Here is a 20,402-nt window from a genome sequence, read left to right as displayed (position 1 = left end):
AGTAAAGTTAGTACCATCTTTAAATTAGTCTTCTTCATTTGTGGATGAATAAGTAGACACATAAGGAGCACTTGTGAAGAATTGCTGTTTATCGGTAATGTCATCAAAATTCATTGGGTGAGATTTTGCCCAAACTTCATAGCTGTTTGGACCAGACCATTCTGTTAAAATAATATAAGTGTCTGATTTGATTGGTTTTAATACACGTAATGCGATAAAACCTGGCTCAGATTCAAGGGTTGGCGATAAATTTGTATATTTATATTCGAAAATGGGTTTGCCTTCGTCTGAAAGGGGAATGTTTTGTATAGCGAAATAGCCCTTTTTGGAGAATTGTCCAGAAGCCTCAATAATTTCATATTTTCTAGGAGCTTGAAAAACAGATTTTTTGTCAGTTTCATGGATGAGTACAGAATTACCTATTCCATGCAATGCGTATATTTGCTCATTGGGATGTTTCTTTTTTATGGATTCCATAAATTCAGGTGTTCCTGAAGTAATATATAAATTCATGTAAATACCTCCTAAATTTGTTTATTTTTATTACTTTTCCCCTAATTGCAAATTTAAAAACCTTTGAATCCAATTTTAAAGAGGAATCAGGACAAATTTATGACAATTACACTATATACCTATACAATAGGAAATAGAACGACTATAGTGAAGACGTATATTGGAAAAATGATCGTAAGTAGAAGAAAGGCAGGAATTTTGAATGACTACTTTTAATGATACACTTCTTCGTGCAGCCCGCGGAGAAGAGGTTGAGCACACTCCAGTTTGGTATATGAGGCAAGCAGGAAGATCCCAACCTGAGTATAGAAAAATAAAAGAAAAGTATTCTTTAGAACAAATTACGCACGAACCAGAATTATGTGCATATGTTACACGTTTGCCAGTAGAAAATTACAATGTGGATGCAGCAATTCTGTATAAAGATATTGTTACTCCACTGCCTGGAATCGGTGTAGATGTGAAGATAAAAGCAGGTGTAGGTCCAGTAATTTCAAATCCAATAAGCTCAGTGCAAGATGTAAATAATCTTGGAGATTTATCTCCAGAAGATGATGTGCCTTTTGTATTAGAAACGATAAAATTGTTAACAACTGAACAGTTGAATGTTCCACTAATCGGATTTGCTGGAGCACCATTCACACTTGCGAGTTATATGATTGAAGGTGGACCATCTAAAAGCTATAACAAAACAAAAGCGTTCATGATTTCTGAATCAGAAGCTTGGTTTGCATTAATGGATAAACTTGCAGATATGATTATCGTTTATATTAAAGCACAAGTAAAAGCCGGAGCGAAAGCGATTCAGATTTTCGACTCATGGGTAGGTGCTTTGAATGTAGCAGATTATCGTATTTTCATTAAACCCGTGATGACAAGAATCTTTACGGAACTTCGTGAGCTAGGTGTACCTTTAATAACCTTTGGTGTAGGTGCAAGTCATTTAGCAAATGAATGGCATGATCTTCCGGTAGATGTAGTTGGACTGGATTGGCGTTTATCGATCGAGGAAGCACGTGCAAAAGGATTGACAAAACCACTTCAAGGAAACTTGGATCCATCTTACTTAATCGGAGACTGGGCGGAAATTGAAAAACGTGCGAAGCTTATTATTGAGCAAGGGGTAGCACAGCCAGGTCATATATTTAATATTGGTCACGGTGTGTTCCCTGAAGTGAATCCCGATACATTAAAACGTTTAACAACATTTGTACATGAATATAGCCGCGAACTCATCGCAGCAAAGTCTAACTAAACTTTTTGAGGTGACAATGATGAAAAAACAATGGGATTATTAGTAATGGCATATGGCACTCCGTACGAAGAAGCAGATATTGAACGTTACTATACGCATATTCGCCATGGCAGAAAGCCAAGTGAGGAACAACTAGCAGACTTAACCGGTCGTTACAAGGCAATCGGAGGTATTTCCCCACTTGCGAAAATAACGCAAAATCAAGCAGAAGATCTTTGCAAGCGTTTAAATGAAATGCAAGATGAAATCGAATTCAAGCTATATATTGGATTAAAACATATTGAGCCTTATTTAGAAGATGCAGTAGCGCAAATGCATAAAGACGGCATTTCAGAAGCGGTTTCTATCGTATTGGCGCCACATTTCTCTACATTCTCGATTAAATCTTATAATGGTCGAATCAAGGAAGAAGCAGAGAAATTAGGCAATTTAACGATTACTTCTGTGGAAAGCTGGTATGATGAGCCAAAATTCATCCAATATTGGAATGAAAAAGTAAGCGAAGCATTTGCAGCAATGTCAGAAGAACAAAGAGAAAAAGCTTGTTTGATCGTTTCTGCCCACTCCCTTCCTGAAAAAATTCTTGCTATGGGAGATCCATATGCAGATCAGTTAAATGAGACGGCAGATTTAATCGCAAAAGCAGCAGGTGTGAAAAACTATGCCGTTGGTTGGCAAAGTGCTGGACAAACTCCAGAGCCATGGATTGGACCAGATGTACAAGATTTAACTCGGGAATTACACGAAGAAAAAGGCTATACAACTTTTGTGTACACCCCGGTTGGTTTCGTAGCAGAGCATTTAGAAGTACTATACGATAACGATTATGAGTGTAAAGTTGTGTGTGATGAAATTGGAGCTACATATGTACGCCCAGCGATGCCAAATGATCAGCCATTATTCATCGATGCGATGGCCGATGTTGTGTTAAAACAGCTTCGTGCGTAATTAATAGAAAAATGTAATCTCCAAAAGCTACTTCTACTTGGCTTTTGGAGATTTTTTTGTGGAAGCTTAGTTTAGTTGGAAAAACAGCGGTTTTAGTTGGAATTTGGAAGAGTTTAGTTGTAAAATTTGAGCATTTAGTTGCAAAAGGATATTTTATCCATTTTCAGCATGCATTTTCTTCTCCCAAAAGCTATTTTTCGGTATTACTTCTTGGAGATTTCATTTAATTGGAAAAATACCGGTTTTAGTTGGAATTTCGAGGAGTTTAGTTGTAAAATCTGAGTGTTTAGTTGTAAAAGGATATTTTACCCAGAGTTTGCTCTTATCTTTAATCGAATTTCAAACTTTCTTCACACGTATTCGGTAAAATAGTTTTAGGGGGTGGGGAGTTGAAAAAGCTAAGTATATTGTTCGTCTTGTTTTTGCTGGGTGCGTGTGGAAAGCCCTCGTTGCCATCTATTGATCCATCCGAAAAATTTGTTGCAAGCTTAAATGTGGTAGAGGGAACGATAGATTTCATCTCCGAGGAGCAAGAAGTGATGGAAAGTTGGCAACTGGATGCAGCATATACAGGATTTACATTAGTGTCAGATGACCTATTATTACTATATGGATTTACGTTGGAGGAAGCGGTACTTATTCAATTGTCTACGGGGAAACAGTTGGCAACGCTGGATGTACGAGAAGGAACAACCTTTGCTTACGCTTATGAAGAAAATATTTACATAGCAAATGGAAAAGAAAATACTGTTTCTCTTTTCGATCAGAAAGGAGAACTTCTAGCAGAAGCAGCTACCGGTAATTATCCGATGTCGATGATTGCGCATGACGGTGATTTGTATGTAGTGAACTTCAAAGATGAAATTCTTTCGATCTTTTCATTAAATTTAAAGGAAAAAACGAAATGGGAGATTCCTAATTCCTCGCATGGGATTTTAGTGAGTGGAAACGAACTATGGCTCGGTGGACATGGGGCTGGTAGTAGTCCTAATCGAGTTATTAAAAGATATAATATTAAAACTGGAGAGTTGCTCGGTGAGATAGAAGCGCCGATGATGCCGATTCATATGACGAAAGCGGGAAATGGACATATTTTTGCGGTGAGTCATGGAAGCAGCACAGTTTATGAGATTTCAAAAACGGGAGAGGTGCTAGCTTCAATGAAAGCAGGTGCAAACCCATTTTCAATCGCAACATTTGGAGACAACATTGTACTAGCAGGATATGATGATCATCAACTATACTTTATAAAATCGGGCAAAGTAACCAATAAGCTTCAAGTAGGTAAAGGACCATTTCAGTTAGTCGTAAGGGAGGTTAGCAAATGACAACGATATTAGTAGTAGATGATGAACTGGAGATGCGCAAACTAATTGAATTGCATTTGCAAAAAAGTGGTTTTGATGTGTTGCATGCTGAAAATGGAGAAGATGCCATCCAAATGGTTCATTCAATTTCAATTGATTTAATATTACTTGATGTCATGATGCCTGGGAAAAGCGGTTTTGAAGTGTGCCAGGAATTAAGAGAGTTTTCATCAATACCAATCATTTTTCTCACCGCATTAGATGCAAAAACAGACTTAGTAAAAGGGCTTAAGCTAGGTGGGGATGATTATGTCATTAAACCATTTACGGCGATTGAACTAATAGCGAGAATAGATGCTCTTTTAAGAAGAATGGGGAAAGAAACCAAAGATGTAAAGATCACAAAAGGAATCTTAGTAAATGATCCTGCAGGCAGACAAATATTAAGTGGTGGTAAAAAAATCAATCTTACACTTAAGGAATATGAACTGCTTCATTTATTTATGGACAATGAAGGGGTGGCGTTCTCAAGGGAGCAACTCTTAGAAAGACTTTGGGGGCTAGATTATGAAGGCGGGACTCGGACAGTAGATACACATATTAAAACGCTTCGATTAAAGCTTGGTACTGTTGCAGGAAGATACATTGAAACAGTTTGGGGAATTGGTTATCGTTTTGAGGTAAGAAAATGAAAAAACTATCGGTTAAAATTTGGATGTTGTTACTTGTCTTTATCACAACGACGATTGTTTTTTTAGTCATCTTTACGAATTTTTTATATGAGGAGCTTTATGTGCAGCATACAGAAGCTACTATGAAAGAAGTTGCAGAGAATTTGCAGCGTACCTACGATGGCGGAGTCGTAACGGATGATTTTATTAAACAAACCGAAGATTATAATCGTTTTTCAGATATGGAAGTATTTACGGTGCGTAATCCGAGAGAGCTTAGCGCGTGTCTACCGTTCGATATTGATTATGATACATTAATCGGAGCAGAAGAACGAGTCGAACTAATAAATGGAAATGCACTAACAAAACGTGGGTATGAAAAGCGATTTGACCGGGAGGTAGTGTCGGTTATTTATCCACTTGTTGATGAGAATAGATTAGAAGGAATTATTTATATATATGTGCCTTTAACGAAAATTGCTGAGATGGCATCCAGTGATGTACTTTTTTTAATTGCAATTGTTTCTCTTCTATTAATTTGCTTGGCATATATTAGCCTGAAGAGTTTGCAAAGAGTGCTAAAACCTTTAGCCATATTAAACGAAGCAGCATTAGATATGGCTGCCGGAAAGTATGATACACGTGTAAAAGTAGAGTCTCAAGATGAAGTAGGGGATCTAGCACAAAGTTTTAACCAAATGGCCACATCCATTCAACAGGAAGACGATAAGAAGCGCAACTTTCTCTCTGTCGTTTCCCATGAACTTCGCACACCGATTAGTTATATTAAAGGGTATGGAGAGGCATTTGAACAAAATCTAATACCCGAAGAGAAAAAAGCAGAAATATACAATCTTATCGTACGAGAAGCAAATCGTATGCAGAAGCTGACCAATGATTTGTTAACTGTAGCAAGATCAGAAACGTTAGAAGAGGTAGAAACTGGTCCACTCGTTTTAGCAGAAACAATTCGGGAGGTCATACAGCTAGTAAAACCGATCGCTAACGAAAAGGAAATAACGTTTGCTATTTCAATAGACGAAGAAACGATTTTATGTGTAGACGAACAAAAAACAAAGCAAGTGCTTATTAACATTTTAGAAAATGCCATTAGATATTCATCAAACATGTCCAAAATCGTTATTTCGAATAAAACAATGAAAAAAGAAACGATTATTCAAATTACAGATGAAGGATGTGGTATCGAAAAGGAGCACTTGCCTCATATAACGGAACGTTTTTACCGTGTAAATAAGGCGAGAAGCCGATCAGATGGTGGAACAGGATTAGGGTTGTCCATTGCTGCGCAACTAGTAGATGTGCAAATGGTAAACTTGCTTTTGAAAGTGAAGTAGGAAAAGGAACTACTGTATATATTACATTACCAATTTGGGAGGATTTATTCGAATGATAAAATGGATAGGGACTTTTACATTAGCAGCAATGGTGTTAACAGGTTGTGGAGCAGAAGAGGCGAGTCATACAAATCATGAAGAAACGACTTTTCAAGAGATTGTTGTACAAATACAAACTCCTGAACAATTAGCAGTAGGTGAAAAAGTTGTTTTATCTGCCAAGGTAACTCAAGGGGAAGAAGCAGTTGACGATGCAGATAAGGTAGAATTCGAAGTGTGGGAATCCGGTTTACGTGATGAAGGGAAAATGATTGAAGGGACGTTAACAAAAGATGGTGTATATGAAGCAAATCATACATTTGATCATGACGGGGTCTATTATATGTTTGCTCACACTACTGCAAGGGGTCTCCATACAATGCCAAAACAAAAGCTGACAGTTGGAAGTCCAGACTTGAGTAAAGTATTACCAGACGAAAGTGATGAAACAATGCACAACGGTCATTAAAAAATGCTTGCAAAAAGAATATGTTAGGAGTATTATAATGACTAGATGACCGAAATGGTTTTCTGGTCATTTTTATAGTGGAATATGGAGGGGTGCCAAATGGATCGCAAAAAAGAAATCTTAGAAGCTGCTACTAGATCTTTTTCGCTGTTCGGTTACAAAGCTACCACGATGGAGCAAATAGCAAAAATCGCAAATGTGGGTAAAGGAACGATCTATACTTTTTTTGCAAATAAAGAAGTGCTCTTTCAAGAAATTGTACGGAAAATGATTTGTGAGATGAAGCAGGAGGCAACAGATGCTATTAAAGAAGGTGCTTCTTTTCAAGAAAATGCTCATGATGCTTTGATGAAAATGTTGGAATTCCGAGAAACTCATCAACTATATGCCAAAATTGTGGATGAGGAAAAAGATTGGAGAACACCAGCTGCCAAACAAATGCTACATGAAACGGAGCAAGCGATTGTTACATTCATTAAAGAGAAAATTGATAAGTATGTAGCAAAGGGTGAATTGAGACAAATAAATAGCGAACTTGTGGCATACTTATTGTTTAAGGCGTATCTTGCTTTTATTAATGATTGGAATGTTACGCATGACGAATCATTACCCGAAGTAGAAATCGCAAACTTTTTTCAAGAAACAATTTTTCGTAGTCTCTTAGTTTGAGACTTATTTTTTTGATAACAAATGACCAAATGAGTGATTCAGTCAAATAGTTTTAGGAGGAAGATAGAATGATAAAAGCGGAATGGAAAGCGATATTGACGAATCGAAAATTATTGATTCCTATTATTGCTGTATTATTTATTCCTGTTTTGTATGCAGGAATGTTCTTATGGGCTTTTTGGGATCCATATGCAAGCTTAAGCGATTTACCTGTAGCAATCGTCAATTCAGATGAGGGTGCACAAATGGATGGACTAGAGCTTAAGCTTGGAGAAACTTTACAGGATAAACTGATGGATAGTGAGCAGTTCAATTTCATATCTGTGTCGGAAAAAGATGCACAGCAAGGCTTAGAAGATCAGGATTATTACTTGCTCATCGAAATTCCAGAAAACTTTTCACAACATGCGACAACATTACTAGATGAACAGCCAGAAAAAATGGTAATCACGTATAAAGCAAACGAAGGATATAATTTCCTAGCGTCTCAAATTGGTGGCACTGCAATGGATCGTATTCGAGCAGAGGTGAACAAGGAGGTTACTTCGACATACGCAGAACAGCTTTTTGATTCGATTACTAAAATTGGTGATGGATTTGCCGAAGCGTCAGATGGTGCTGGTCAATTAAAAGATGGTGCTTCAGAAATAGATAACGGTGCTAGCGATTTAAAAGGCTATTTAGAGCAACTGGCAAGCAGCACAATTGAACTGCAAGATGGTACAGATACAGTAGTAAATGGTATTCAATCAGCAGCGAAAGGCTCTACTCAGCTAAATGATGGAATAGCTAAACTTGCTGACGGGTCCACTCAGTTAGCGGATGGTGCAAGCCAAACAGCAACAGGTGCAGGCTCATTAAAAGAGGGTATTAGCGACTATACTGCAGGCGTTGCAAAATTAAATGAAAGCTATCAATTACTTAGTGAGAAAGAAAAAGCTTTAGTCGAATCATTAGCGAAGTTACAAAGTAGTTCTGCAACATTAAATGATAGCGCCAACCAATTATCACAAGGGGCTTCTCAAGTAACTACTGGTATTAAAGCGCTAGCAAGTCAAATGGAACAAATAAGTGCTACACTTCCAGCAGAACAAGCAGCAGCATTAACGGAAACACTGAAACAATTAGAAAATGGAAGCTCGTCAGTCTCAGCAGGATTAGATAAGCTTGCTGGTGGAACAAATGCATTAGCTGATGGAACAGCTCAAGTGCATAATGGGGCTGCGCAATTAAGTGCAGGATATACACAAGCAGGGCAAGGTGTTGCAAAACTAAATGAGTCATCTGCGGCATTAGTAGAAGGTTCTTCTAGTTTAGCAACAGGAACAAATACACTAGCAGCAAAAATGAAAGAATTTAATACTGGTATAGGGCAGGCATACACAGGTTCAACAAACTTGGTTAGTGGTCTTAATCAGTTAGCAAATGGTTCTACACAATTACAAAAAGGAACAGGAACGCTAGCAGAAAAATCAGGAGAACTTGCAGTTGGATCGACTAAACTAGCGGACGGTACAAAAGCATTGGTCGATGGTACAGATACATTGAAAACTCGCTTACAAGATGCAAGTAAAGAAGTTGGAGACGTAAGTGCAAATGATGATACATTTGATATGATTTCCTCTCCAGTAGATGTAGATACAGAAGCTGTCAATGCAGTACCTAACTATGGTACAGGATTCACTCCTTACTTCTTATCACTTGGTCTATTCGTTGGGGCATTACTGATTTCGATTGTATTCCCACTTGTGCAACCAGCTATCAAGCCTACAAATGGAGCAGCATGGTTTACAAGTAAAGTAACTGTACTTGGGGTTGTAGGTATTATTCAATCCTTAATCGTCGTAGCGATCGCATTATTTGCGCTTAAGCTAGAAACACAAAATGTAGGTATGTTCATCTTAACAGCGATTATTACAAGCTTTACATTTTTAGCGTTGATTCAATTATTTGTATCTGTTCTAAGCGATTCTGGACGATTCTTGGCTATTCTTGTGTTGATCCTTCAATTAACGACAAGTGCTGGAACATTCCCACTGGAACTGATTCCTCAGCCATTACAAATATTTAATAAACTATTGCCGATGACTTATTCTGTTCAAGCTTTTAAAGCAGCTATTTCTACAGGAAATATGAGTAACCTATGGGCAAGCAACGGTGTACTAATCGGATTTATGGTAGTATGTCTAGTCTTAACATTCGGCTATTTCATGCTTATATTCAAAAAACGTCATTCAAAACAAACAGCAGAAGCATAATAAAAAGCGCTTATCCCTAATGAAAGGAGATAAGCGCTTTTGCTATTCCAAAATAAGAAGTGAAAAAAACTATAAGTGGTATAGCGAACGTTATAGGGATAATGCGTCATAAAGATACCAAGATGTCCGCTATGATTTCCGCTCCAGTCGGACGCTTACCGTGGGGCGGGCGGTGAGCCTCCTCGTCGCTAGCGCTTCCTGCGGGGTCACACCTGTCCCGCTGATCCCACAGGTGTCGCCACCTTGCGCTTCAATCAATGGAACTTGCTGACTACTTTGTATATAAATAAATAGCGCACTAAGTTTATGAGCATCCACCTAGCAGTGTCTTAGTTTAAACAATATAAATTAAGCATATTGTTATTATTAGCCATTTAACGGAAAATAGCTTCCAATAACTTGATATTAATTGTTTGATAGTCTGTCCCATTCAACTTTGCATTTAATTTTATAGCAAATGAGACATGCGTTTGGATTTAGTGCATTATTTCTGAATAAGTAGCAAACTCTACTGGATTGAAGCGAAAGGGTGGTGACTCCAGCGGGAAAAGCACGAGCTGAAAGCACCGCAGGAGCGGTGCGACGAGGAGATTGAAGCCGTGCCCGCAGAAAGCATCCACCCTGTAGCGGAAATCCCAGCGGACATTCATTCAACCCTCTAAGACACACTATCTCTATATAGCGCACTATATAATGAATGCCATACTGTATTTTACTTTTAAAAATTATTAACATCATCCTAAAAAAATGCCAACTAGAAAGGGGAGTATCTAGTTGGCTTTTTTGATGAAATTAAAGATTACTGCATTTATCGCAGTGATTTCCATAGCACTCATGTTGTTCTTCGATGGTTTCGCCACATGTAGCGCAATTCTTTTTAGGCAGGTTACGGAAAAATTCAAGTACGTTTTCTAACATAGTTGTTCCACCTCCATCTGTTATATAACTGGTTAAGTTAAATACATTGTAATATAACACAGAATCTTTTGTCAACACATTAATTCGTTTTTTGTTAAAATAGGAGTAAAGGAGAGATCAGCATGTATTTTATTGATAATAAAGGAATAACCGACCCACGTATTAATCTAGCAATTGAAGAATATGCACTAAATACAATGGATGTGGAAAAAGATTCATTTCTTTTGTTTTACATAAATCAGCCTTCTATCATCATTGGCAGAAACCAAAACACAATCGAGGAAATTAATACAGATTTTGTAGAAAAAAATGGGATTATCCCTGTCCGCAGGTTATCAGGTGGAGGTGCTGTGTACCATGATTTGGGGAATTTGAATTTCAGCTTTTTAACGAAAGACGATGGAGACAGCTTCCGAAATTTTAAAAAGTTTACACAGCCAGTGGTTGATGCATTGCATAAAATGGGTGTTAATGCGGAACTATCAGGACGCAATGACATATTAGCAGAAGGTAAAAAAATCTCCGGTAATGCGCAGTTTTCTACTCGTGGAAGAATGTTTAGCCATGGGACATTAATGTTTGATACAGAAATTGATGCAGTTGTGTCCGCATTAAAAGTAAGTAAAGAAAAAATTGAGTCAAAAGGTATCAAATCAATTCGAAGTCGTGTAACAAATATTGCTGATTTACTTGCAGAACCGATGACAATTGAACAATTCCGTTCTGAAATTCTTTCCTCTATTTTCGGTGGAACAGAAAATATTCAATATTGGGAGCTGACTGAAGAAGATTGGAGTAATATTCATAAGCTTTCGGAAGAACGTTATCAACAATGGGATTGGAACTACGGTAAATCCCCTAAATTTAATATGAAGCATTCACACCGATTCCCAGCAGGCGGTGTCGATGTTCGCTTAGAAGTAAATAAAGGCATTATAGAAGAAGTAAATATTTATGGTGACTTCTTTGGTGTTGGAGATATTAAAGAAGTGGAACAATTATTGACAGGTAAAGTGTATAGTAAGCAAGCGATTGAAGAAGCACTGGAGCAGGTGGATGTCCCTAAATACTTCGGAGGGATTTCAAAGGAAGAACTAGTACAGCTTATTTACTAAAATGGTAGGTATGGCAAACAGAGAATTGCTAACTCCCAGCCTTGTGTGAGTAATGATGGAAGAGTCTAACATACTAACGTATGGAAGACTCTTTTTTGATATAATAAGGTAAGAATAATATTTCGGAGGAGGATTTTTGTGACGATACACCGTGTGTTAGTAGTAGAAGATGATCGGAAAATCGCATCGCTACTTGCAGATACTTTGAGGAAATACCATTATGAAGTACATACAATTGAAAATTTTGATCATATAATCGAGGAGTTTACAGCATTCGATCCTCATATTGTGTTACTAGATGTGAATTTACCATCTTATGATGGCTACTATTGGTGTCGTCAACTCCGTCAGCTAACTACTTGCCCAATTATTTTTGTTTCGGCAAGATCGGGGGAGATGGACCAAGTTTTCGCACTCGAAAATGGTGGAGATGATTTTATTACAAAGCCTTTTCACTATGAAATCGTCCTAGCTAAGATAAAAAGCCATTTAAGAAGAACATATGGTGAGTATGCAGCGAAACAGGAAGAGCGTGTAGTGAAGGTAGGGAAATTACAACTTTATATGGAACGTATGGAATTACATACATCCAAAGAAGAAATTCCACTTCAAAAGAAAGAATGTACCATTCTTGAATTATTACTAAAGAATTATCCAAAGCTAGTCACTAGAGAGCAATTACTAGAAGAACTATGGGATGACCAATCATTTGTTGATGAAAATACGCTTAATGTTAATATGACAAGGGTGCGAAAGAAAATGGCGGATTACGGTATGATATCTACAATTGAAACAGTTCGAGGAGCAGGATATCGTTTGAACCTAAGTCCGGAGGAAGCTTAATATGTTTCGTTTATTTTTAAAGGAGCATTTTCTGTTTATCATTTTTCAATTTTCGTTAGTATTATTTGTGATGTTATTGTACTGGTTGGATGGATTTCGAAATTTAGACACCGCGGTTTATTCCATTGTTATTAGTATTATATTAACGCTTACTTTTTTAGGGACGTTATTTGTGAAAAAATATACGTTCTATAAAAAAATTCTCTCTATCCCAACTCAATTAGAAGTTGTTTTACAACGATCAGCGCAATCTCCCGAAATTAAACAAGTAGAGAATTACTTACAACATATCTATCGTTTATATCAAAAGGAAGTACAACTTTTATACGCAAGACAAAATAGGCATTTACAGTTTATGAATAGCTGGGTACATCAAATGAAAACCCCGATTTCTATTCTTGAACTGATGGCGCAAAATAATGAACAAATAGATTCGATAAGTGTAATGGAAGAAATGGATCGGCTAAAAAGAGGGCTAGAAGCAGTTCTAATGAACGCGAGATTGGACACTTTTGAAGAAGATATGCAAATCGAGCGAATAGATTTAAAGCAATTAGTAAAGGAAGTTGTGACGGAGAACAAGCGATTATTTATCGGCAAGCATCTATTTCCAGTGATTTCAATGGAGGATGATTGCATGATTACATCGGATAGAAAATGGATTCGTTATGTGATTGCACAATTTGTAACGAATGCAGTTAAATATACATTTGAAAAAAATAAAAAAGTGTATTTTGAAACGAAGATCGAGGAGAAGCAAATCATTTTCTCTGTTAGAGATGAGGGAATCGGTATCCCGGCATCGGATATTAAAAGGGTGACAAAAGCATTTTTCACAGGTGAAAACGGTCGGAAAACTGGCGAATCTACTGGTATGGGATTATATTTGGCACAGGAAATTTGTAGCCGTTTAGGGCATGAAATAGACGTTAAATCTAGTGTAGGACAAGGGACAACTGTATCGATTAAGTTTGATAGACAAGAAATTATGAAGCGAGGTGGGCAAGATGTCCATATTAATACTGGAGGAAGTAACGAAAGTATATGAAGGCAAAGTAGCACATCTAGCCATTAATCAATTAAGCTTTGAAGTAGAAAAAGGAGAGTTCATCGCAGTAATGGGACCTTCTGGAAGCGGGAAAACGACATTATTGAATATTATTTCGACTATCGATCGACCAACATCCGGAGAAATTACGATTAGCGGTTTAAAACCAGCAGAGCTCCCTAAAAACGATTTATCTCTCTTTCGAAGAAGGGAGCTTGGTTTTGTGTTTCAAGATTTCAATTTGCTCCCTGCGCTAACGGTGGAAGAAAACATGGTATTACCATTAACGCTCGATGGCCAATCGGTGGAAGTAATGAAAGCGAAAGTACAACGTATTGCAGAACATCTTAACCTAACTTCTATTTTAGAAAAAAGACCATCGGAGATTTCAGGAGGCCAGGCGCAAAGAACAGCTATTGGACGTGCGTTAATACATGAACCGAGTATCATTCTAGCGGATGAGCCTACCGGAAATTTAGATTCGAAAGCAGCAAAAGATGTATTAGAAATTCTTTCACAAGTGAACAAAGTAAGTGAAACGACCATTATGATGGTTACACACGATCCAATAGCGGCTAGTTACTGTGATCGAGTGTTATTTATAAAAGATGGAGAATACTTCAATGAGATTTATAAAGATGACAGAAGACAAACTTTTTTCCAAAGAATACTTAATGTGTTGTCTTTATTGGGTGGAAATGTAAATGACCTTTCAACAATTCGCTTATCATAACGTAATTCGTAATAGTAGAATATACGCCGCATTTTTTATGGCAAGTATATTTTCAGTCATGGTGTTCTTCGTGTACTCAATGCTTATGTTTCATCCCAATATTGAAGATAAGTTTTTAAGAGATATTGCTTTTGGTGGAATGCTAGTTGCACAAGTAATTCTGATCATCTTTACAATGTTCTTTTTGTTTTATTCAATGAGTGCGTTTTTACAAGCTAGATTACACGAGTTCGGGGTTTTGCTAAATCTAGGAATGGAAAGGCAGCAGTTAAATCGTTTAATTTTTTTAGAAACGATGATTTTAGGGTTTATATCTATTACAATTGGGATTTTCTTTGGATTTTCTTTCTCTAAATTTTTCTTCATGATTATCCGAGAATTGTTTTTACTGGATAGTCTACCTCTTTACTTATCATGGAAGCCTTTTGCTTTAACGATTATAGTGTTTTTATCTCAATTTATTATCATCTCCATCAGTAGCGTTGTATTCATCCGAAAAAAAGAGGTTATCCAGCTTATAAAAGGGGACGGCAAATACAACGAAGTCGCTACGTTTAAAAAAGGGAACGCTTTTTTAGGGTTAGGGTTGTTAGCAGTAGCGTATGGTCTCGTAATTTTTTCTATTTTCCATATGAATATATTTATGAGCTTGCTGATTATATTAATGGCTTTTATAGGGACATATTTCTTTTACACAGATAGTATGTTATATATACTCGACATCATCCGGAGAAGGGAAAGTCTCTATTGGCATTCATTTCGTCTAATCGCGTTTGCGGAAGCATCGATCAAAATTAGGGAAAATGCCCGGATGTTTTTTGTTGTGACGATAGTATCGACTATTGCATTTTTATCTGTTGGAGTAGTAACTTCCTTCACTTCCTTTACAGCCCAGTATCGGGATCTGAACCCCGTCAGTATTTTCTATGCTAGTGATTGGGACAATCCATTTGAACAAGCACATATTATGAACTTGTCGCAGGAGCTTCAAAGGGAAGGCTTGTCTTACGAACTCGTAAAATTTAATGTGAAAAAGCAAACTTCCTCTAACTCCCATGAGCCAGTTAATGTGATAAAGGAATCAGAAGTCAATAGCTTGGCGGTTGCCTTGAAACTGCCGTTAATCGACTTGAGGCAAGGGGAAGCGTTATTAGTTTGGAATAACCAAGTGGACTTTGAAAATATTCGAAGTGGAGAGGAACAAACAGTACTCGAAGAAAGTAGCATCCCAATCCAAATAAAAGGAATGTATAAACACTCAATTTTTCCTTCTTTTGCTATAAAAAATAGAGCTTTCATTATTAGTGACGAGGATTTTTCTCTTATAACGGAACCACTATTTGGGTTTAGTATAGAAGAGTCTAAAACTACTTTTTATGCATTTCATGTATCGGAGTGGTTGCGAACTAAAGATGTGGGAACTAATTTAGATAGAATTATGACCGAAACGATGGGTGTTTCAGAAGTGAATCCTAATCCGTTTTATTTTGTGAATCCAGGATTGAATTTTTCTGTTATTCGAGCAACATTTGCATTATTGTTATTTACTGGCTTACTTGTAGCAGCAGTCCTTTTGCTTGCGGCTGGAAGTTTTGTCTATTTTAAACTTTATACAGATTTAGATAGAGATAAAAAGCAATATGATGTCCTTCGAAGAATGGGAGTAACCGATCGAGAACTAGTGAAAATTGTAAATCGACAATTAGTTCCACAATTCTTTTTACCGTGGGGACTTGCAATGGTGCATAGTACATTTTCATTTATCTTTTTACAAGCCTTTTGGGTAGATCTAGCAGCGGTTTCGATTGCAATGGAAATGTTAATTGTGCTAATTGTATTTACTGTTATTCAAGTCTCTTATTTTTTCTTAATTCGATGGAGATATATTGCCCATATACAAGAGTAAAAAGAAGATTGTCAGATGCAATCTTCTTTTGAGATTGAATTGTCAAAACTTTTTTTATATAATGAATTTGGGGATATGAATGAATACTCATTCAAATAAAAAATGGGAGATGGGAAAATGGGTTTAGCTTCGCAAGTTCAACAAATTGCCTCAATGCATCCAGAAAAAATAGCGTATCATTTATGGAGAAAGATACGACTTATGCAGAATTTGACCAAACAGTAGAACGATTTGCACATGGCCTACGAACATTGGGAATTGAAAAAGGTGACCATGTTGGATTTTTACTCGGCAATACACCACATTTTTTAATAGCTTTATATGCAACGATGCGTTTAGGGGCAACTGCGGTACCGATAAATCCTATATATACACCAGATGAAATTAGTTATATTGTGAAAAATAGTGATGCAAAGGTGATTATTGCGATTGATGCATTATTACCTTTAGTAGAAAGAGCGGCTAATGTAATTACGACTGTGGAAAACTATGTTATTTGTGAAACGCAAGCAGAGACGAAAGAGAAGATAGCTAGTCTTTCAGATTCTTTAAAAGAAAGAGTGAAAACGTTTTCATCTTTACTTGCTATTTCTGGAGCACACGTAAAGGCTGTGGAAGTGTCAGATGATGATACAGCGATTATTTTGTATACATCTGGTACTACAGGATATCCAAAAGGTGCGATGCTTACATATAATAATATTTACTCGAATGCACGTGATGTAGCAGAGTATTTGAGTATTAATACAGATGATCGCGTCATTGCAACGCTTCCTGTTTTTCACGTATTTGCTCTAACTGTTGTAGTGAATGCACCATTACTTATGGGAGCTACGATATTGCTAGTTCCTAGATTTAACCCTCAGGATGTATTCACGATTGCAAAAGAACAAAAAGCAACTGTTTTTGCAGGAGTTCCAACAATGTATAATTTCTTGTATCAATACCCAGAAGATAGAGTGGAAGATTTCTCAAGCGTACGTTTGGCGATTTCCGGTGGGTCTTCCCTGCCAGTTGCGTTACTGCATAATTTTGAGAACAAATTCCATGTACGCGTATCAGAGGGGTACGGTTTATCTGAAGCATCTCCAGTAACTTGTTTCAATCCAATTGATCGTGAACGGAAGCCCGGCTCTATCGGGACTAATATTTTGAATGTGGAAAACAAGGTAGTAAACGAATTGGGAGAAGAGGTTCCTATTGGAGAAGTTGGGGAACTGATTGTCCGAGGACCTAATGTGATGAAAGGTTATTATAAAATGCCAGAAGAAACCGAAAACGCGCTTCGCAATGGTTGGCTTTATACAGGAGACCTTGCGAGACAAGACGAGGAAGGTTACTTCTATATTGTAGATCGAAAGAAAGATATGATTATTGTTGGAGGGTATAATGTATACCCTAGAGAAGTAGAGGAAGTTCTATTTGAGCACCCAAGTATTATAGAAGCAGCGGTTGTCGGAGTACCGGATTCTACTTTTGGGGAAGAAGTTCTTGCATTCGTAGTGAAGAAAGATCCTTCGTTAACGGAACAGCAATTGCTGGAGTATTGTTCGGAAAAACTAGCAAAATATAAGATTCCTAAACGAATTGAGTTTTTAGAAGAATTGCCGAAAAACACGACTGGAAAAATTTTGCGTCGTTCATTAAAAGGACAAACGGTTCAATAAAGACAGTAGCCGCTTCTAATAGAGGCGGCTTTTTGTTACTCTGATAATAATAAATTCTATGTTATGCAAATAATTACCTTCTAATAGATATAAGCTATACCAGATCTTATATTAGGAACCGTATACGGAAACTGCGACGTAAAGAGTTGAATTAAGTATCCGTTGGGATTTCCGCTACAGGGTGGACGCTTTCCGCGGGCACGGCTTCTATCTCCTCGGAGCTCTCGCTCCTGCGGGGCTTTCAGCTCGTACTGTTCCCGCCGGAGTCGCCACCCTTTCGCTACAATCCAGTAGAGTTTGCTATTTACTCTGTATAGATGCACTAAATCTAGTACTATGTTGCAAATTCTATGGGTGAAAACCTTTGATTAGTCAGCAAGTTCAATTGATTGAAGCGCAGGGCGGCGACACCTGCGGGATCAGCGGGACAGGTGAGACCCCGCAGGAGCATTAGCGGCGAGGAGGCTCACCGCCCGCCCCGCGGTAAGCGTCCGCCCAGAGCGGAAATCTTAGCGGACGTATTATAGGATTTTTACGACGCAGTTTCCCTATACTATGCGAACAATCCTTTCTAAAGGTGGCTTGTTATTTTGTCATGTTCAATTATTTACCATTAATCTTTTCAATTGTTACTATAAAGAAGGAAAAAGGTTTCGAGTGTCGAAGTAATATGAAAGGATCATTTTGAAAGGTAGGAATGGACAAATGACGAAAAGAAAATTAGAGGCAAAAGATTTATTTAACTTGCATTCAGTTACAAACCCGGTTATCGCACCAAATGGGAAAGAAGCAGTCTTTATTCGCACGGAAATGGACGAAAAAGATAATACATATTATGCGTATCTATATCATGTGAATGTTGAAACATCAGAGGTAACACAATGGTCGCATAAGAAAGAACGTGTATCTGCACCTCAATGGTCTGCGGACGGAAAATACATTGCATTCCTATCGAACCGTGAAGAGAACAATCAAGTTTATATTCTCTCTGCAAATGGTGGGGAAGCAAAGAAGTTAACAGAAGTAGAAAAAGGAATTTCTAGTTTTCTTTGGTCGCCATGCGATCAAAAAATATGGTTTGCTGCCTCATTAAAAGAAGGAAAAGCATGGACAGATGAGTCGGAAAAAGAAGAAACAAAATTGCCGGAAGCATATATTGTAGAAAAAATGAAGTATCATGCAGATGGTATTGGCCTTTTACCCAAAGAGACATATAAACAAATTGGATACATAGATATCGCCACACAGGAGATAACTCAGTTTACAAAAGGAAACTACAATTATAATTTACAAGCTATATCCCATGATGGAAAGAAATTAGTAATGGGTGTTAACCGGGAAGAAAATCAAGACTTTACATTCCGCCAACCGTTATTATTAGTAGATATTGAGACTAAAGAAGAAGCAACCCTAACGGCTGACGAAGGCTATTATGGAGGAGCAGCCTTCTCAAAAGATGACAAGTACATTGCTTTCACAGGCAGTAATCGACAATATGAAAACGCTACTCATACAGAAGTGTATGTGTACGAATTAAGTACAGGATTTCTTCAAATATTAACAGAAGGAATTGATGCACCGGTGGGAGATTATGCTGGTGGGGATGTTCAACAAGGTGTAAGTACACCAGATGTTGTGTGGACAGATGGCAATCATTTATATTTTCAATTGTCTACGATGGGAGACGTTCGACTTTATTTTGCATCGTTAGATGGTGCAGTGTATCCTGCGACAGCGGAAAATGAGCATGTTTATAGCTATGATATAGATGCGACAGGCACATTCTCTCTTGCGACAATAAGTAACGCAATATTTCCCGGGGAATTATTTAAGCAAAATTTAGCGACTGGTGAAAGAGTTCAACTAACGCACTTTAACGAAGAATTATTAAAAGAGATAGAGCTTTCTGAACCGGAGGCAATTGTATTTAAAGGTGCTAAAGATTGGGAAGTTCACGGCTGGCTAATGAAACCAATAGGTTATGAAAAGGATAAAAAGTATCCACTTATCGTAGAAATTCATGGTGGACCGCATACTATGTACGCAAATACATTTTTTCATGAATTACAATTGCTTGCAGCAAAAGGATATGGAGTGTTATATGTAAACCCGCGGGGTAGTCATTCCTATAGTCAACAATTTGTCGACGCAGTACGCGGTGACTACGGTGGAGGAGATTACGAGGACATTATGGCAGGCCTCGATTATGTGCTCGCAGATAACGACTGGATTGATGAAACGAGACTTGGTGTAACTGGCGGTAGTTATGGAGGTTTTATGACGAACTGGATTGTTGGTCATACAAATCGATTTAAAGCAGCAGTTACGCAACGATCGATCTCAAACTGGATTAGTTTTTATGGGGTATCTGATATTGGGTATTACTTCACGCCATGGCAAATTGGTACCGATATGATGGATATAGAGAAACTTTGGAATGCATCTCCGTTGAAATACGCATCGAATGTAAAAACACCGCTCTTGATATTGCATAGTGAAAATGATTACCGGTGTCCGATTGAGCAAGGACAACAATTGTATATTACGTTGAAAGCGATGGGGAAAGAAACAAGCTTTGTACGTTTCCCGCAAGCGGATCATAATTTATCTCGAGTTGGTTTGCCTAATCTACGTCAAACTCGATTAGAACAAATTACTAGTTGGTTTGAAAAATACTTGTAATAATAC

Annotated in this window: 17 protein-coding genes and 1 pseudogene; 16 read left to right on the top strand and 2 right to left on the bottom strand. The window is 37.6% G+C overall.

The features are described 5' to 3' along the window. Window positions 1–24 precede the first annotated feature (24 nt). Window positions 25–513: an antibiotic biosynthesis monooxygenase family protein gene (locus tag OR571_RS06230; RefSeq protein ID WP_282242003.1), complete on the bottom strand. Its 489-nt coding sequence runs from the start codon at window positions 511–513 to the stop codon at window positions 25–27. 202 nt (window positions 514–715) lie between these two features. Between OR571_RS06230 and hemE the strand changes: the two genes are divergently transcribed. The 9 genes from hemE to OR571_RS06185 all read left to right on the top strand — a co-directional run bounded on the left by hemE (window position 716) and on the right by OR571_RS06185 (window position 9,484). Then, on the top strand, window positions 716–1,768 hold the full coding sequence (hemE, locus tag OR571_RS06225) for a uroporphyrinogen decarboxylase (protein WP_142540673.1): 1,053 nt from the start codon (window positions 716–718) through the stop codon (window positions 1,766–1,768). Window positions 1,769–1,798: 30 nt separating this feature from the next. After that, on the top strand, window positions 1,799–2,716 hold the full coding sequence (hemH, locus tag OR571_RS06220; RefSeq protein ID WP_282242002.1) for a ferrochelatase: 918 nt from the start codon (window positions 1,799–1,801) through the stop codon (window positions 2,714–2,716). A 56-nt stretch (window positions 2,717–2,772) separates the two neighbouring features. Further along, window positions 2,773–2,943, top strand: coding sequence for a hypothetical protein (locus tag OR571_RS06215; RefSeq protein WP_282242001.1), 171 nt, complete (start codon window positions 2,773–2,775; stop codon window positions 2,941–2,943). Between the two features lie 162 nt (window positions 2,944–3,105). Next, entirely contained in the window at window positions 3,106–4,044 is a 939-nt protein-coding gene (locus OR571_RS06210; RefSeq protein ID WP_282242000.1) for a hypothetical protein, read from the top strand. Next, window positions 4,041–4,715: a response regulator transcription factor gene (locus tag OR571_RS06205; RefSeq protein WP_282241999.1), complete on the top strand. Its 675-nt coding sequence runs from the start codon at window positions 4,041–4,043 to the stop codon at window positions 4,713–4,715. Before OR571_RS06210 ends, OR571_RS06205 begins: the two co-directional genes overlap by 4 nt. Further along, complete coding sequence (locus tag OR571_RS06200) at window positions 4,712–6,049, top strand: sensor histidine kinase (protein WP_282241998.1); 1,338 nt, start codon at window positions 4,712–4,714, stop codon at window positions 6,047–6,049. The genes OR571_RS06205 and OR571_RS06200 overlap by 4 nt, the downstream gene beginning before the upstream one ends. 52 nt (window positions 6,050–6,101) lie before the next feature. Beyond that, complete coding sequence (locus OR571_RS06195) at window positions 6,102–6,557, top strand: FixH family protein (RefSeq protein WP_282241997.1); 456 nt, start codon at window positions 6,102–6,104, stop codon at window positions 6,555–6,557. 99 nt (window positions 6,558–6,656) lie between these two features. Next, window positions 6,657–7,226, top strand: a complete 570-nt coding sequence (locus OR571_RS06190) for a TetR/AcrR family transcriptional regulator (protein ID WP_282241996.1) — start codon at window positions 6,657–6,659, stop codon at window positions 7,224–7,226. A 68-nt stretch (window positions 7,227–7,294) separates the two neighbouring features. Continuing rightward, window positions 7,295–9,484: a YhgE/Pip domain-containing protein gene (locus tag OR571_RS06185; protein WP_282241995.1), complete on the top strand. Its 2,190-nt coding sequence runs from the start codon at window positions 7,295–7,297 to the stop codon at window positions 9,482–9,484. A 792-nt stretch (window positions 9,485–10,276) separates the two neighbouring features. On the opposite strand, the gene yhfH is transcribed toward OR571_RS06185, so the two are convergent. Beyond that, window positions 10,277–10,402: a protein YhfH gene (yhfH, locus tag OR571_RS06180; protein ID WP_142540680.1), complete on the bottom strand. Its 126-nt coding sequence runs from the start codon at window positions 10,400–10,402 to the stop codon at window positions 10,277–10,279. A 122-nt stretch (window positions 10,403–10,524) separates the two neighbouring features. Between yhfH and lplA the strand changes: the two genes are divergently transcribed. From lplA to OR571_RS06145, 7 genes and pseudogenes are all read left to right on the top strand, one after another. Next, window positions 10,525–11,517 carry a lipoate--protein ligase gene (gene lplA / locus OR571_RS06175; RefSeq protein ID WP_282241994.1) on the top strand — a complete coding sequence of 331 codons (993 nt, stop codon included), beginning with the start codon at window positions 10,525–10,527 and terminating at the stop codon, window positions 11,515–11,517. 138 nt (window positions 11,518–11,655) lie between these two features. Further along, window positions 11,656–12,360, top strand: a complete 705-nt coding sequence (locus OR571_RS06170) for a response regulator transcription factor (RefSeq protein WP_282241993.1) — start codon at window positions 11,656–11,658, stop codon at window positions 12,358–12,360. Between the two features lies 1 nt (window position 12,361). Beyond that, the gene (locus OR571_RS06165; protein WP_282241992.1) at window positions 12,362–13,408 is read left to right on the top strand and encodes a sensor histidine kinase; all 1,047 of its coding nucleotides are present in this window, start codon (window positions 12,362–12,364) and stop codon (window positions 13,406–13,408) included. Beyond that, window positions 13,368–14,141 (top strand): ABC transporter ATP-binding protein, encoded by a 774-nt coding sequence (locus tag OR571_RS06160; RefSeq protein WP_282241991.1) that lies wholly within the window; start codon window positions 13,368–13,370, stop codon window positions 14,139–14,141. The genes OR571_RS06165 and OR571_RS06160 overlap by 41 nt, the downstream gene beginning before the upstream one ends. Then, on the top strand, window positions 14,113–16,047 hold the full coding sequence (locus OR571_RS06155; protein ID WP_282241990.1) for an FtsX-like permease family protein: 1,935 nt from the start codon (window positions 14,113–14,115) through the stop codon (window positions 16,045–16,047). Before OR571_RS06160 ends, OR571_RS06155 begins: the two co-directional genes overlap by 29 nt. Before the next feature lie 117 nt (window positions 16,048–16,164). Then, window positions 16,165–17,714: pseudogene (locus OR571_RS06150) on the top strand (fatty acid--CoA ligase family protein). A 705-nt stretch (window positions 17,715–18,419) separates the two neighbouring features. Further along, a complete protein-coding gene (locus tag OR571_RS06145) occupies window positions 18,420–20,396 on the top strand; it encodes a S9 family peptidase (protein ID WP_282241989.1) in 1,977 nt (658 codons plus the stop codon). Window positions 20,397–20,402 lie beyond the last annotated feature (6 nt).

The organism is Psychrobacillus sp. NEAU-3TGS, assembly GCF_029955155.1.
Lineage (GTDB): Bacteria > Bacillota > Bacilli > Bacillales_A > Planococcaceae > Psychrobacillus.
Note: the sequence above shows the minus strand (reverse complement) of the source record. Positions and strands in the feature narration are given on the sequence as shown.

Coding starts and splice junctions, on each gene's coding strand:
- OR571_RS06160 (WP_282241991.1), top strand. CDS start 13,368: ATGTCCATATTAATACTGGAGGAAGTAACGAAAGTATATGAAGGCAAA.
- OR571_RS06230 (WP_282242003.1), bottom strand. CDS start 513: ATGAATTTATATATTACTTCAGGAACACCTGAATTTATGGAATCCATA.
- OR571_RS06155 (WP_282241990.1), top strand. CDS start 14,113: ATGACCTTTCAACAATTCGCTTATCATAACGTAATTCGTAATAGTAGA.
- hemE (WP_142540673.1), top strand. CDS start 716: ATGACTACTTTTAATGATACACTTCTTCGTGCAGCCCGCGGAGAAGAG.
- OR571_RS06195 (WP_282241997.1), top strand. CDS start 6,102: ATGATAAAATGGATAGGGACTTTTACATTAGCAGCAATGGTGTTAACA.
- OR571_RS06190 (WP_282241996.1), top strand. CDS start 6,657: ATGGATCGCAAAAAAGAAATCTTAGAAGCTGCTACTAGATCTTTTTCG.
- lplA (WP_282241994.1), top strand. CDS start 10,525: ATGTATTTTATTGATAATAAAGGAATAACCGACCCACGTATTAATCTA.
- yhfH (WP_142540680.1), bottom strand. CDS start 10,402: ATGTTAGAAAACGTACTTGAATTTTTCCGTAACCTGCCTAAAAAGAAT.
- OR571_RS06185 (WP_282241995.1), top strand. CDS start 7,295: ATGATAAAAGCGGAATGGAAAGCGATATTGACGAATCGAAAATTATTG.
- OR571_RS06145 (WP_282241989.1), top strand. CDS start 18,420: ATGACGAAAAGAAAATTAGAGGCAAAAGATTTATTTAACTTGCATTCA.
- OR571_RS06205 (WP_282241999.1), top strand. CDS start 4,041: ATGACAACGATATTAGTAGTAGATGATGAACTGGAGATGCGCAAACTA.
- OR571_RS06165 (WP_282241992.1), top strand. CDS start 12,362: ATGTTTCGTTTATTTTTAAAGGAGCATTTTCTGTTTATCATTTTTCAA.
- OR571_RS06200 (WP_282241998.1), top strand. CDS start 4,712: ATGAAAAAACTATCGGTTAAAATTTGGATGTTGTTACTTGTCTTTATC.
- hemH (WP_282242002.1), top strand. CDS start 1,799: ATGGGATTATTAGTAATGGCATATGGCACTCCGTACGAAGAAGCAGAT.